Origin of the sequence: Desulfonatronum thiosulfatophilum (assembly GCF_900104215.1) — a bacterium.
Classification (GTDB): domain Bacteria; phylum Desulfobacterota; class Desulfovibrionia; order Desulfovibrionales; family Desulfonatronaceae; genus Desulfonatronum; species Desulfonatronum thiosulfatophilum.
The window spans coordinates 106201-118974 of the sequence record NZ_FMXO01000011.1 but is presented as its reverse complement, the minus strand read 5'-3'; the positions used below and the strand labels follow the sequence as shown (position 1 = coordinate 118974).

15 protein-coding genes, 1 tRNA gene and 1 pseudogene are annotated in these 12774 nt (G+C 44.8%); 8 read left to right on the top strand and 9 right to left on the bottom strand.

Annotated elements, in window-relative coordinates:
• The first annotated feature begins 601 nt into the window (after positions 1 to 601).
• Positions 602 to 678: transfer RNA gene (locus BLP93_RS10610), tRNA-Arg, on the top strand.
• A 174-nt stretch (positions 679 to 852) separates the two neighbouring features.
• Positions 853 to 1044: a hypothetical protein gene (locus BLP93_RS17405; protein WP_244148720.1), complete on the top strand. Its 192-nt coding sequence runs from the start codon at positions 853 to 855 to the stop codon at positions 1042 to 1044.
• Here BLP93_RS17405 and BLP93_RS17700 read toward each other — a convergent pair.
• The 8 genes and pseudogenes from BLP93_RS17700 to BLP93_RS17030 all read right to left on the bottom strand — a co-directional run bounded on the left by BLP93_RS17700 (position 963) and on the right by BLP93_RS17030 (position 5142).
• Positions 963 to 1288: pseudogene (locus tag BLP93_RS17700) on the bottom strand (hypothetical protein). The gene BLP93_RS17405 and the pseudogene BLP93_RS17700 overlap by 82 nt on opposite strands.
• 30 nt (positions 1289 to 1318) lie before the next feature.
• The gene (locus tag BLP93_RS10600; RefSeq protein ID WP_092121165.1) at positions 1319 to 1699 is read right to left on the bottom strand and encodes a hypothetical protein; all 381 of its coding nucleotides are present in this window, start codon (positions 1697 to 1699) and stop codon (positions 1319 to 1321) included.
• Positions 1700 to 1730: 31 nt separating this feature from the next.
• On the bottom strand, positions 1731 to 2471 hold the full coding sequence (locus BLP93_RS10595) for a helix-turn-helix domain-containing protein (RefSeq protein ID WP_092121162.1): 741 nt from the start codon (positions 2469 to 2471) through the stop codon (positions 1731 to 1733).
• Positions 2458 to 3213, bottom strand: a complete 756-nt coding sequence (locus BLP93_RS10590; protein ID WP_092121159.1) for a hypothetical protein — start codon at positions 3211 to 3213, stop codon at positions 2458 to 2460. The genes BLP93_RS10595 and BLP93_RS10590 overlap by 14 nt, the downstream gene beginning before the upstream one ends.
• A gap of 171 nt (positions 3214 to 3384) precedes the next feature.
• Positions 3385 to 3735, bottom strand: a complete 351-nt coding sequence (locus BLP93_RS10585) for a hypothetical protein (protein ID WP_092121157.1) — start codon at positions 3733 to 3735, stop codon at positions 3385 to 3387.
• Complete coding sequence (locus BLP93_RS10580) at positions 3719 to 4171, bottom strand: hypothetical protein (protein ID WP_092121154.1); 453 nt, start codon at positions 4169 to 4171, stop codon at positions 3719 to 3721. Before BLP93_RS10580 ends, BLP93_RS10585 begins: the two co-directional genes overlap by 17 nt.
• 60 nt (positions 4172 to 4231) lie before the next feature.
• The gene (locus BLP93_RS16675) at positions 4232 to 4600 is read right to left on the bottom strand and encodes a hypothetical protein (RefSeq protein WP_139162978.1); all 369 of its coding nucleotides are present in this window, start codon (positions 4598 to 4600) and stop codon (positions 4232 to 4234) included.
• A 236-nt stretch (positions 4601 to 4836) separates the two neighbouring features.
• Positions 4837 to 5142 carry a PH domain-containing protein gene (locus BLP93_RS17030; RefSeq protein WP_279615058.1) on the bottom strand — a complete coding sequence of 102 codons (306 nt, stop codon included), beginning with the start codon at positions 5140 to 5142 and terminating at the stop codon, positions 4837 to 4839.
• A gap of 219 nt (positions 5143 to 5361) precedes the next feature.
• On the opposite strand from BLP93_RS17030, the gene BLP93_RS10570 reads away from it, so the two are divergent.
• The 5 genes from BLP93_RS10570 (at position 5362) to BLP93_RS10550 (ending at position 9173) form a co-directional block, all read left to right on the top strand.
• On the top strand, positions 5362 to 5718 hold the full coding sequence (locus BLP93_RS10570) for an HTH domain-containing protein (RefSeq protein WP_092121150.1): 357 nt from the start codon (positions 5362 to 5364) through the stop codon (positions 5716 to 5718).
• Positions 5711 to 6364 (top strand): WYL domain-containing protein, encoded by a 654-nt coding sequence (locus BLP93_RS10565; RefSeq protein ID WP_161946287.1) that lies wholly within the window; start codon positions 5711 to 5713, stop codon positions 6362 to 6364. Before BLP93_RS10570 ends, BLP93_RS10565 begins: the two co-directional genes overlap by 8 nt.
• A 13-nt stretch (positions 6365 to 6377) precedes the next feature.
• Positions 6378 to 7148, top strand: a complete 771-nt coding sequence (locus BLP93_RS10560; protein ID WP_092121145.1) for a hypothetical protein — start codon at positions 6378 to 6380, stop codon at positions 7146 to 7148.
• 561 nt (positions 7149 to 7709) lie between these two features.
• Positions 7710 to 8492, top strand: a complete 783-nt coding sequence (locus BLP93_RS10555) for a hypothetical protein (protein WP_092121142.1) — start codon at positions 7710 to 7712, stop codon at positions 8490 to 8492.
• A gap of 3 nt (positions 8493 to 8495) precedes the next feature.
• Positions 8496 to 9173, top strand: coding sequence for a hypothetical protein (locus BLP93_RS10550; RefSeq protein WP_092121139.1), 678 nt, complete (start codon positions 8496 to 8498; stop codon positions 9171 to 9173).
• A gap of 147 nt (positions 9174 to 9320) precedes the next feature.
• On the opposite strand, the gene BLP93_RS10545 is transcribed toward BLP93_RS10550, so the two are convergent.
• On the bottom strand, positions 9321 to 10319 hold the full coding sequence (locus BLP93_RS10545; protein WP_092121136.1) for a helix-turn-helix transcriptional regulator: 999 nt from the start codon (positions 10317 to 10319) through the stop codon (positions 9321 to 9323).
• A gap of 229 nt (positions 10320 to 10548) precedes the next feature.
• On the opposite strand from BLP93_RS10545, the gene BLP93_RS10540 reads away from it, so the two are divergent.
• Positions 10549 to 12756 carry an AAA family ATPase gene (locus BLP93_RS10540; RefSeq protein ID WP_092121133.1) on the top strand — a complete coding sequence of 736 codons (2208 nt, stop codon included), beginning with the start codon at positions 10549 to 10551 and terminating at the stop codon, positions 12754 to 12756.
• The last annotated feature ends 18 nt before the right edge of the window (positions 12757 to 12774 follow it).

The window sequence follows — 12774 nt, the reverse complement described above, 5'->3', positions numbered from 1 at the left end:
TTTTCACAAAAGACTAACCGGGGAATAATAACCACTGCCTGGTGAAAACTGTTGCATCAGGCTCTGTGTTTCCTGCTCCGGTTTCTTAAAGCATCATGCAAGGTTTGTCGTCAAGTTTTACCAGGCGTTGAAAAAAAACTTCAGGCTGAGTACACCAAAAAACACAACTCCCTGACTACACATGACCGGTGATATTTCGACTGAAAGATTGGCAAAATCGGCAATGCGACAAAGCTGAACGCTGAAGGGATCTGACAGGAGTTGGCAGGAAACCTTTGTTTCTGCCATCAGGGTTGTTGAACATGCACGGATCAAACCCAGTCATCCGGGCCAGTTCCTGCTTGTAATTCTGGCATTTCTTCAACAAACCTTGCAGCAGCCAGGAACGGTCCGAATTGATGAGAGTTGCAGTCTAGCAATGCCTGATCAAGATATGATTCGTTCATCGAGCCATTCCGTCTCAAGATTTTTACCATGGCGAACTTCGTGCACTGAACGAAGCGGGCGGTTCAATATATAAACTTCGTTCCAACGGCTGAACAAAAAAACTTTTCAGAAGGCTTGACAAAATGCCATGCGGTTAAATAGTAATACCTCTTTCGCGCCCGTAGCTCAGCTGGATAGAGTGCCGGACTACGAATCCGTAGGTCGCACGTTCGAATCGTGCCGGGCGCACCAAAAAAAAACAAGGGTTTACGAGTAAAATCGTAACCCCTTTTTTTTGCCCAAATCTCCAAAATGCCGCTTTGTACAACCTCTGTACAACCTTTTCGCGCCTTGCTCCTCATCATCCTCACCTAAATCTTCATTCGGAAAGTACATATGACAGCGCTCCGAGAATGAAGCGCATGTATGTATGTTCAGCTCGATTTTTTTTTGAAGTCCACCCGCATGTCGGCTCTCCGTCCCGGCACGGCAGCACGGAAATTTCGGCCTCCAGCGGTAAAGCCTTCCGGGCCAAATCAGGACGATCCCCACGTCCCCTTGAGGGCGGAACCAAAGACTCGCGCCAAGGCCACGCTCATCAAGGAAGACGCCACATAGGGCCGGTCCGTGAATACTGCCCAAACAATCCGCCATCACCAGCCTCCGGACGCCCCCGCACCAAGCCCACAGGGTCGATGTCCAGCAACAAAGCCGAAAAACACCGATCCTCACGGGCAACCGGGTAAAAGACATGCGCCTAGCCAAAGGGTAGCGGAAACGATTGGAACCGCTGGGGGTGCTTGGCCAGAAGGAAGCCGAGGTCCGTGGCGGGAGTGTGGGTAGTGGTGAGGGTCAGAAGCATGGAAGTGGTTAGCAAATTTTTCGCATGTAATCACCCTAATCTTCCAGATCGTATTTCAGGTGCAATTTTCTTTTCAAGGTATACTTCAAGAGCTGCTACCCAATGGATGTCATTTAAGTTTTTTATATTAAATAACAAAAGTCTAGATTTTGAGTCATCTCTTAAAGATGCCATTGTTCCGCCTGTATTATGTTTGATATGCTCAAGTGCTCTCTTTCTTGAGTTTGTAAAGTGCCTGCCAACTTTTATGATACCACGTTCAGTGTGCCAATAAATGTAAACTCCAGGTTTCCAAATATATTCATCTTGAGAAATCTCAGCTTCTGGAATCGTTAGATCAAATATTACGAACTTATGCTGTAAATTTTTGAACTCCTCTTCAAAAACATTTCTCACTTCAGTTACATTCATTTTAATAATCCTTGTGGTCATATGCTTGACATTAAATTAGAACTTCACGCTTTCGCACCGCAAATATCGTTTCCAACTGTGCCACCAGCATTTCGCCGACAGGCACCCCATTCGATTCAAGCCACGAGGCACGGACCGGAGCAAAATGAATAACCAGGCCGTTAGTAAAGCTGACATCGTCATCGTAACGCGACCAGTCTCGATATCCCGGCGAGCGATAATCAACAGCAATACGCAAAAACGGGGAAAATATGCTGGCATGGATACGTCCGATTACCGTCTGCCATTTGCCTCTTTCTCTCATTATCTGCCTGTATGAATATGCCGTGGCCAGGGCTTCTTCCAAAATGCGTGACCTGGATCCAGAGGAAGATTGTATAAGATGAGACTGTATGTCGCTAAAGAGATGGAAATGCTCATGGAACCAGGTTTTATAGACAGTCAGATGAGCCAAACCCTCCAAGTCGCTTTTCCAGAAAGAGTGCCCTGTGCTTTGCAGTTGGCCCACGATAAACCAAAAGAATTTACTGAGCTGCGATCCATAAAGTTCAATGGTTCCTGGGCTCTGCATAGGCAAATATCGTCCAAGATATTCCTCCCCTGCCTCATGGTATGCCTCGGGATTAAAATTATCTTGCAAAATCCTAAGATAATCTGGAGCGATTCGAATCATGCCCGTTTCATGATCCTCTTCAACTTTACTTCCACGACCTTCTTCAGTTTCCTTCAAAGGAAGCAGTATTTGTCTTATCGCTTCTTTACAGATGTCCATCGTTTCCTCCAATATCTCTACCTATGAAAATTGACCTTCTATCTGGCTCATGCCCTCTGTTCCTCAAAATACACGAGTAGAACACTATTTCGAAAAAATGCTCATCACAATTTAATGTACTCCAATGAGATACCTTTTCAATAGAAATGTTGGTGTTTCTGTTTGAAAAAGAAAATAGCACGACAATATTGTGCTTATCATCTTTATTTGATTCAAAAAGTTTTCTATCTTGATTATAGTCGTCAGCAAATGTGCAGTGCGCGATTATATTTGATGAATTTGAAAGCATTCTAGAGAAGTCAGCATAATCAAAACCGATGAGACCTGGAAAAATAATAGAAGATATTAAGTCTTCTAATATATAGATAAGACTATTTTTTTCTTGAATAATAATTGTTTGATGTTCAGTGCCAGTAAGTAGGGATTTGTAAGCCAAATCCACTTCACATTTGTTTGAATGGCAAGCATCACTTTTTACGGTACACTGAAAATCAGGAAAATTATCTCCTGAAGTAATTGCAGCCATCTCTTCAGGCGATCCGAAGACCCTAAAGTCCATTGAAATCGTTTGCTCGTTCAGGTCCTCAACACGTTCAGCCAAAAAGATATCATATTGCTTCAGAACCTGATTGAACATTCCTTCGAAGCCCTGGAGAAGCACTTTTGCCTCTTCATCACCAGGGGCGATCCAGAATGAAAACAAAGAGCCGTCGCTTTCAGTCGCGTTATTATATTTTTCCATGAGACGTGGGGCTTTTGTTACACTCGATTCGGTTTTGCCGCATTTGTAAACGAACAGGCTCTTTAAGTGGACTGGTCAATTCAGAGGAAGGTATGGTTTGTGGACATCTTGTTGCTCTTCGGACTCTCCATCTGTCGTAATCCAAGTAAAGCACTCGCTCAAGTGAATCTTTTAATCAAGGCCAGTGTTCATTTTTACTCGCCACGGTATATCCTTTAAGCTCGGCTGAAGGGTTTCGCACTTGGGTTCAATCAAACCGAGAAAGGGCGGGTCATGTTCCAGGAAGAACACGATTCTCTTCCCTGTGATCCGCAAAAGAAAACCCGGCTTGATCACCAGCAAAGGAGAACTGTTATCCAAGTTTTTCCACCGGGCATCCACCCGCACAACACCTGCGGCACTGTCGATCAAAAAGCAACCGGCGGTCAACTCTGACGATCCTTGGAAGTGAAGCACGATTGTGCACAAACAGAGCACGTCGGCGGAAAAGAGAAGTTCATGTCCATCAAGCATTTTGGTCATGTTCAATCCCCAGTGCAATATCTTGCTGTTCCTCATCAACGGCTGGAACAAACAGCAATTGAGTCCAGAACATTTGTCTGGTTCCGGCAGCCACTGTGAGAAAACTTCCAGGATGGGCCTCGAATTGACGAATTACCAAAAACTGACTCGGAAAATGTTGATAATTGATGATGTTGGATTTGAGTTTTTCCTCTCCACGCACCCATTCGTTCCGTGGATCATCCACGTAAACCAGGAAACAGCCTGACTTGGCTCTACCTCCAACGAACTCGTATTTTACCAGCCAACCATTGCCAAAACGCGCCCGGTGTAACTTCTCATAACTCGCCATCGGGCCGCGGTTGATATGAGCCAGCACTTCCCATTTCAGCACTTGTTTGTGTTTTTCTAATGTTTCTGAAGGCATACATGAGCCATGGGTATTATCTTCAGCCATATCTCCTCCTGTTTGTTCCCCAGACGCAAAGTTATGCTCAAAGACTCTTCCGGTGGAAAATTATTTTTTTCGATATAGGCCATGCATATAGGCATTCATGCCGCAATATCCAAAATCCATCTCATTGCCACGACTGAATATCAGTGTCGAAGCATCTCCATGGAAGACTATATTGAATTGAAAATCATCTCCAGAATGAATCAATGTGTTTCCATGGAAATTCATAGATTCTTCAAAATCGCATGTTCTTGCAAATTCTCCACAAACAGTGTTGAGAGTCACATGTGCAGTGTCGTTAAAGGTTGAAACTTCCATTATCCCAGAACAAATTTCATGATAATGAACATATTCATATGTTCCATCATAATAACCAGAATAAGCATTTGTGGTAATTAAAAATGTCAATGCTAATAACTTTAATGATTTCATCTCATCCTCCATTTATTTCAATAAATCTCTAAAAACCTTGCTGCCACACTGCGTACAACGCCATCCTCCAATTCGAATTGCTGAAGCTATCCAAACTAGAACCCAGAGACCAAGAGTAATAATAGACATGACGAAATGAAACACATGATTTATTCCTTTTCTTCTCAGCATCGACTGCTTATTGCAAATTTTACAAAACCCTGTTGATTCTTGATAGGCCATGATATCCTCCATTTTTACTGTTTGCTGAGTTGATCATAAACGAACACGGGGTTGCGAATGCCTTTTAGGACGATTTGATGTCCAGATGCATTTCCTATAGAAATCCACAATGCTCCGACCCGGAGTAACCTTTCGATCCAGTTTTGTTCAATGTGGACAGATTTTATATCTGCTATTTTGAAGGCTTGTCTTTTTTTGGATAATATTCCCTTTTCAATGACCATGTTTTCATCGTTTATGGAGTACCGCTCGTAGCAGCGCAAAAATTCTAGAAATAATAAGAGAAATATGCCTATGCCATACAGAGCAAGACAAGCCATACCCAGCATGTAGTATTTGAGAAAAATGACCCTTGAAGGACGAATTGTCCCATATAGCTTCTTCATGTGTGACCCCATTGATATCCGTTTTCCCCTGAGCAAGGGGTTTGCGCCAGCCGCTCAATCGGATAGTTTGCCTTCAATTGAGGCCGAGAATATGTGACATGTGTGCCGGAAACGGGCACATGAATTTTTTGGATCAGAATCTATGGGGATGTGATGAGCAGAGGCAGACGCATCAATCAAATTTTGCGCACCGTGGACCTCTTTGCTCGCCCACAAGGGGCGAGCATTGGGGATCTCATGGAGGAACTGGGCATTTCCCGCCGGAGCGTCTACAGGCAAATCGAAACCATAGAGGAGCTTGGCTTTCCTCTTTACGACGACAGGCCTGCGGGGGAACGGCAAAAGCGCTGGAAATTCGAGGAGGGGTATCTCAAGAAGCTACCGAATATTTCACTTCCGGACATGGAATTGCATCTATCCGAAATGCTGGCCTTGTGCATGGTCATCGGCGAGTCAAGGTTGATCAAGGGCACGGGCCATGGAAAGGTCCCTGGGGCGATTGATGGCTAAACTCGAAGCCTGTTTTCCTGAAGGAACTCTCAACAAGCTCAGGAAAATTCAGACCTTGTTTGTTTCTTCGGAGAAGTTCAGCAAGGACTACTCAGATAAAGAGGAAATTATTGAAGATTTGTTGGACGCCATGCTTCAACAGAAAGTCTGTGTGATACGATATCACGCCCATGGGGAAGACCAGATAAACAAGTTCATGGTTGAGCCACTTCACTTTTTTGAACACCAGGGCGGACTGTATGCTTACGTACAAGTGCCCAAGCATGGTAAAATCATAACCCTGGCCGTGGCGCGGATTATTGAACTGACAGTCACGGCACAGAAATTCGATTACCCGGAGGGCTTTGAACTGATGAACACTTTGCCTTGGCTTTCGGGGGTGACCACCGAGGACCCCATGCTGGTCAGGATTCGTTTTACTAGAGACCAAGCACGGTACGTCAAGGAACGTAGGTGGGCGGCGGAACAAATAATTGTGGAGGAGGATGACGGTTCGATAATACTGGAGATGCGAACCTCGGGCTTGTGGGAGATAGCGAGATGGGTTATTTCATGGGGCAGTGATGCTGAGGTGTTAGAGCCAAGCGATTTAAAGATTTCACTAGAAACTGAAATTAACAAAATGAATAAGTTATGCTCAGAGTAAAGGAGTAACAATTATGCTCGTACAACGGGAAAAATTTAAAGATTGGTCTTGCTCTCTTTCCGGTTGCGACGGTGGAGATCCAGAAAAAGCAAAAATCTGGTTTTGTGGTATTGAATGGGGGTACAGCAAAAAAGATGCTACCGAGTTTGAAAAAATAGAATATTACACTGAAAAACTCCCACAAGAAATCAACGAAGGTACATATCGTCCAGAAAATAATTATCCCTGGAAAGAATCTCTCAGATACTCTTACGGAAGGAATATTGCAAAATTATACTCTGTGATAGAAACAGGTGATATTAATAACTACATAAAAACAATCGATGGGTTAAATGGATCTGAAATATTTAAGCTTAATTTATATCCAATACCTTTTAATAATACTAGTGAAGAATTATGGATAAAGTATAAGTTAAATGAAACAACTGGATTTGAAAATAAAAATATTTACAAGACTTGGTGTTATATGAATAGATTTCCTAATATCGCCAAACTGACAGATGAGTATAAACCAAAAATAGTGATCGGGACAGGACTTTCATACTTCAATGACTTCTTTGTATGTTTTTCTGGTTATGAAAAATATAACATGATGATTAACTATGGAATTTTAAAAAGCAAAGACAGCGAAAGAAAAGTTTGCTACTACTGGTCAAAAATTAATACAAATACAACTTTATTTGTGATACCTTTTTTTTCGAGTCAATACGGATTAAATAGTGATTACCTGATAGAAGAGATGGGGAAAAATATCAGAGAAAAGAGTATTTCTTTTAATACGTGATGCTCCTATAATAAGGAAATGTATTGGAAAATGCTCAGGATACATGAAAGTCTTCAATAATACTGAAGCGAGAATTTTTATTCTATTCCTTTTTTCTCAATGCTGCTGGAAAATCCGGGTGAGACAGTTTTTGCCGGCATTTCCGAAGTCGCCGCCATTACAGAACTCTCCAGGCAGCACCCCACCACTGAAGTACAAAAAGCCTGACTCTGATCTGACAGGCCTTGACACGAAAGTGGTGTCTGTCATGGGGTGAGTCCCTGAAGCGCCTTTTCAAAATCCTCGGATTTCACACGGCCAGCTTGAGCGTATAAGAACTGTTTGGGGTAGGTGTGATTCACTGCCAATTGTTAGCTATATTAAATATACTGTAGGTAAATATGTTGTGGAGGTTGAGGTGTGACTGTTATTAATCAGATCACTATTTTTTTCATACAGCATGATGCATCAACACAAGAAAAGAAGTATATTTTTGTGAAATATAATTACACAATGTAAATAATTTAGTGCAGCGGTTAATTATTGAAAATGAATTCCTATAACAATTAGTCAGGAGGCTTGATGATGCTACAGGCAATTAATCAGGGAAAGTCGAGTTTCTACAAACGATATCTTGGTTATAGGGAGAAAAAAGAAAGAGTTTCTGAGGAAGATGAACTCACCTCCTTGATCTTAGGGCCGTTAGAGTTAATGTCTAGTCAATTATCCGCGATTTTTTGGGGTACTTTGTTGTCTGAATTCAAAATCCCATACGTACCTACCAATTTACCTGAAAAAGCGGAGATTGCATTTTGGAAATCTCGGAAAAATATTCTGACAGGAAGAACCATTGAACCGGACATTGTCGTAGATTTGAAGTGGCCAAGCGAAGAAAATTTTTTGTTGTTAATTGAAATGAAATGGCGTTCACCATTGAGCGGCGAAGATCAATTGCATAGACAGTGGACAGAATATCTTTCAGAGGAAGAACGTAAGAAAGCAATTCACTTATTTATCGCCCCTGAAACGAGTGAAGCATTAAAAGCCAGCGGAGCCAGAGATGTTTGGTCAGGCAGGTTATTGGCTATAAGTTGGTTCGACATTCTTTCTATTCTTCAAGATAAAATCAGAAAAAATGATCGAAATTTCGAGCCGCTCATGCCCTGGATGAACCAAGTAGTAGCCCTGCTTGATAAGCTTGGCATCCGACCATTCCGTGGATTCAAAGATTTTAAAATGCCTTTGAATAGCACTACCAAGGAATTAAAGCATTTATTTTGGAATGGTTTTAGAGGTTTGACTTATTTGGCAGAGCCAGCATTGATTACTGCAAATGATCAAATATTCTTTAACAACAAGGTGTAAATCATGTCTCAGAAAAACATCGGCATTTCTATCCATCAAAGCGTAAAAATGATTGAACAGGCAGGACGTGAAATAGACAGCTTATCAAAACTTATCCAGCTGGAAATTGATAATGCTATGTCATCAAAGCTGAGCACTGTATGTAAGATAGTAGAGTCTTGGAACGAAAACTTAAGCGAACTATACGATGAACTTGAATTCGTTTGTACTGGTTATGCATTTTCCTTGGGCTTAGGGCAAATAAAAAAGGGCAGGTCTACTACTGCCAGATGGTTAGGTGTTCAGATAAGTCTTGCAGGGGATGGGATGTGCTCTGAGATTGTGGAAAATGAACAACCTCTTGTGCATATTAATTTATGGAACCACCCCGTCTATTTCGATGAAGAGCTATACATGGGGCCTAAAATTAAGCCAGTGATGTCACCTGATAGCATAGTATTAATAAACAATATTCTTTTTGATTGGACGCCTGAAAAAGCATTATGGCAGGATAAAGAATGGACCTACAGTCTTTTTTTGACCAGCCTTAATACTATAGATGATATAAGAAAAAAAATTGTTCAGCCAGTTACTGAACTAATGAAAAGTGCATCACCAGAACAAGCAAAGTTAACTGAAATTGAAGGCGTAGTTAGGTACATCAAAATTGATGAAAATCAGTATGATATTTCTAACATGTGAGCACCTAAAGGCGACTATATCAAACAATTATAGATGGCAACGCCTTTGTTCTGTTTTTCTTCATTATCTGGATATGTTGCGCTTTGCATATTGTAATATTTATTTGATGAATGGCCTCAACTCTCACAAAAATATTGCATGTATACTTCACACACAAACGTTTCTCTCCAGTGCCACTTTGTACTCCTCAACAATCTCGTCTCGCATCTCCACCGGCCGTACCACCACCGCCTCTGAACCAAATCCCAAAATCCACCGCTTCACGTCATGCCAGCCTGATGTTTTCATTTTCAGGGTAACGCTTCCGTCCTGGTGCTCTTGGATTTCCTGATCCGGCGAGAAAATCCGTTCCTTGATGTATTTGGCTTGACACGCAGAAAAGACGACCTCCAGGTCAATGGGGTCGTCATATACCATCCCGAATGCTTGGGAAAGCTTTTCTTCTGGGCTGAAGTCGACCGGATAATTGAACACTTTATCCAGTTCTTCAATGCTGTTGATACGTTCAACGGCCAGAATGCGGATATCGCCATATTTGGGAACCCGCACGAACAGGTACAGGCCGCCGTTGCTTTCGAAGAAATGGAGCGGATCGATTCGAAAGGTTTTGTCCAGATCGTCCACAAAGGCATGGTAAATTACAATGCAGGTCTTGGTTCTGAGCATTGCCCCGGACAACGCATCAATAATGTCCTCCTTGCCGGAATAGTCCTTGGTCAACTTCTTATTGGAAACAAAGAGCGTATTCAGTTTCTTGAGTTGGCCATACAAACCATTGGGTACGAATTGGGACAGTTTTGCAAAGGCTGAATCAATCCGGGCCTCGATGTCCGTTCCCGCGTAAAGGGTAGACTCAGCGCGGAGAAGGTGCAGGGCGATGACCTCAGCGACGTTCAGGCGGACATCTGGCAGGGTAATGTTGGGTAGTTTCAGGGCATAGTCAGGTTCCATCTTCCAGGTTTTTTGGCGGCCAAAAATGACTTCGTCATATATTGGGAACCCCAAATCCTGAATCACGTCCAAAACGCGGTAGACATTTCGACGATCCACTTCCAGGGCCTTGGCCATCTGGTTGATGGTGATCCCTTCAGGCTGGCAAAGCAGGTCCACTGCTTTGACGACTTGGGTTATGTTCCTTCCACGCATGGCCCTTTACCTCGGTTCATTTGTCCTGTGAGTTCAATCGAATACTTTGTAGTAATCCATGGTCAACACTGGCCACGATCTTACTGAGCGCCTTCTTGATAGCCGCGAATCCGGTGTCCCGCAAATCCAGATTTTAATGTGACCAGAAACGTCCTATTGCCATGGCAATCCTCTTGTTCCAAGGCATTGATGAAAACAATAGTGATTACTCAAACGGGAGGAGGGCGACATGCCGCGACGAGCACGCAAAAGAACTGTGATTAGTCCTGAATTCTTGATGGATTCAGACGACCGTTTCGCCAGGCAAAAAGCGGCTGAGTATCTTCTGCGCACAGTGACGGGAATGAAAAAACTCGAGGCCGCCAGCCTGGAACTGGTTTTCTGGATTGTGGGCGGGAAGGGGATGTCGGTATTGCTGGAGCATGTCACGGCTGGAATGCCGGCCGGCAATAAGCGAATTGTTGATGATTCTTGGCTTGGGGTGCCGGACACGGTGGAGACAAGCGACGATATTGACGCCCTCCAGGAAGTATTGCCCAAGCTGAATCAACGTGCCGCGGCCAGGGTTCGGAGTGCGGCGCGGGATATGCTGGCAAAATTGTTGGCCGTCGAGGAATATGACCAATGCCCGTTGCGGCAGAACATGGCGGCCATCCAGCAGACGTTCCGGCTTTCGGACCTGGAAACTGACTTGGTCATGTTCGCGTTTTTGTTGCGCGTTTGTAAGCCCTTCAACGCCTACTACGAGGATCATTTGGAGTGCGAGACCTATTCCGGGCGGCGACACTTGGCCTTCGCTCTGAACGTGAACTCTTGGGAGTTGCGCGAGGCCCTTTCAGGCCAACTCGGCAAACTGGGCATCGTCACCATGGACGGCTACTCCCTGGACCTTGACGACGACGTGTTGAAGACTTTGCAGCAGGGGCGAGCCGACCAACTGTACGTCAACTACTTCCGCAAAACCGAGACCAGCGACCTGCCGTTGAACTATCACCTGTTGCCGTCGGAAACCGTGCGCCATGTACTCGGACTATTGGCTGCGAAGGGTGAATCCTCAACCCATATTCTGCTATACGGCCCTCCGGGCACCGGCAAAACCAGCTTTGCCCGTGCTCTCGCCGGAAAGCTGAACTGCCCGGCTTACGAAATCGTGCATCAGGAGGATAACAGCGCCCAGGGTTTGCGAAAGGCCATTCAGGCATGTCTGAACGTGACGAATTCCGGAGATGGCTCGTTGATGATCGTGGACGAGTCGGAAGGTTTGTTGGAAGCCGGGCGCTCCTTTTTCGACCGGGGCGAGGTCCGTGACAAGGGATGGCTGAATCAGCTCCTTGAAACGCCGGGCGTACGAGCAATTTGGATCACCAACGAGGTTGACTGTATCGACGATTCCACCAAGCGTCGTTTTGCCTTCAGCCTCTGCTTTACCAAATTCAATCGTTCCAAACGGATGATTCTCTGGAAATTCGTGCTCCGTCATCACGAAGCGGGCAATCTGCTGACCGTTGGACAGATCAAGGCCCTGGCCGACACATATGACCTCAATGCCGGAATCCTGGCGACAGCCGTGCAAAAGGCCAAGGAACTGCACGGGGAACAGAACCAGGAAAAATTCCATGCCGCCCTGCGTCGTTCATTGGATGCCTATCAATTGTTGGCGGAGAATGGCGTACCTCGAACGCGAACAAATGAGTTGCAACGGGATTATTCACTGGAAGGTCTGAATTACAACTCCAATGGACCCGACTTTCTGGGGCGGATGAACCTGTTGACCAAGGCCGCGGCCAAGAGCCCTTCAGCTGGCATCTCGGCTTTGTTTTATGGGCCTCCGGGGACGGGAAAGAGCGAAATGGCCAAGTATCTTGGATGGAAATTGAACCGCAAGCTGGTCGTCAAAAGCGCAAGCGACCTGCTTGATCCGTATGTGGGCATGAGTGAACGCCGCATTGCTTTGGCATTTCAGGAGGCGACCGAAGAACAGGGCATTCTGGTCATCGACGAGGTGGATACGTTTCTCTCTTCCAGGGGCAACGCGCAGCGCTCGTGGGAAGTCAGCATGGTCAACGAATTTTTGACCCAGATGGAACACTACAAAGGGATACTGGTCTGCACCACGAACAATTTTTCCTGGCTGGACAGGGCGGCACTGCGGCGGTTTTTGTTCAAAGTGGAGTTCGACTACCTTCTCCCGTCGGGCAATATCGTGTTCTATCATAAACTGCTTGGCCATCTTGTTGCCGAATTGTTGACCGACAGCCAAACCGAGCAGATTCGGACCATTGCCAGGTTAACTCCCGGGGACTTTCGAGTGGTTCGCGATCAAACCCTGATTCTGCCGGAAAGCGAGTTGAACCATGCTATGCTGATAGAGTCACTGGAATGCGAAGCACAAGCCAGGCAAGCCCATGGCGATTCCCGCAAAGTAGGGTTTTGCTAGATGGATTCTGTTGCTGAA

What these genes read in the sequence shown, in the direction of transcription:
- BLP93_RS10585 (WP_092121157.1), bottom strand. Translation starts at nt 3,735, where the DNA reads ATGACCAAAATGCTTGATGGACATGAACTTCTCTTTTCCGCCGACGTG.
- BLP93_RS10540 (WP_092121133.1), top strand. Translation starts at nt 10,549, where the DNA reads ATGCCGCGACGAGCACGCAAAAGAACTGTGATTAGTCCTGAATTCTTG.
- BLP93_RS10560 (WP_092121145.1), top strand. Translation starts at nt 6,378, where the DNA reads ATGCTCGTACAACGGGAAAAATTTAAAGATTGGTCTTGCTCTCTTTCC.
- BLP93_RS17030 (WP_279615058.1), bottom strand. Translation starts at nt 5,142, where the DNA reads ATGGCTTGTCTTGCTCTGTATGGCATAGGCATATTTCTCTTATTATTT.
- BLP93_RS10545 (WP_092121136.1), bottom strand. Translation starts at nt 10,319, where the DNA reads ATGCGTGGAAGGAACATAACCCAAGTCGTCAAAGCAGTGGACCTGCTT.
- BLP93_RS10580 (WP_092121154.1), bottom strand. Translation starts at nt 4,171, where the DNA reads ATGGCTGAAGATAATACCCATGGCTCATGTATGCCTTCAGAAACATTA.
- BLP93_RS10555 (WP_092121142.1), top strand. Translation starts at nt 7,710, where the DNA reads ATGATGCTACAGGCAATTAATCAGGGAAAGTCGAGTTTCTACAAACGA.
- BLP93_RS16675 (WP_139162978.1), bottom strand. Translation starts at nt 4,600, where the DNA reads ATGAAATCATTAAAGTTATTAGCATTGACATTTTTAATTACCACAAAT.
- BLP93_RS10550 (WP_092121139.1), top strand. Translation starts at nt 8,496, where the DNA reads ATGTCTCAGAAAAACATCGGCATTTCTATCCATCAAAGCGTAAAAATG.
- BLP93_RS10565 (WP_161946287.1), top strand. Translation starts at nt 5,711, where the DNA reads ATGGCTAAACTCGAAGCCTGTTTTCCTGAAGGAACTCTCAACAAGCTC.
- BLP93_RS10600 (WP_092121165.1), bottom strand. Translation starts at nt 1,699, where the DNA reads ATGAATGTAACTGAAGTGAGAAATGTTTTTGAAGAGGAGTTCAAAAAT.
- BLP93_RS10595 (WP_092121162.1), bottom strand. Translation starts at nt 2,471, where the DNA reads ATGGACATCTGTAAAGAAGCGATAAGACAAATACTGCTTCCTTTGAAG.
- BLP93_RS10570 (WP_092121150.1), top strand. Translation starts at nt 5,362, where the DNA reads ATGAGCAGAGGCAGACGCATCAATCAAATTTTGCGCACCGTGGACCTC.
- BLP93_RS17405 (WP_244148720.1), top strand. Translation starts at nt 853, where the DNA reads ATGTATGTTCAGCTCGATTTTTTTTTGAAGTCCACCCGCATGTCGGCT.
- BLP93_RS10590 (WP_092121159.1), bottom strand. Translation starts at nt 3,213, where the DNA reads ATGGAAAAATATAATAACGCGACTGAAAGCGACGGCTCTTTGTTTTCA.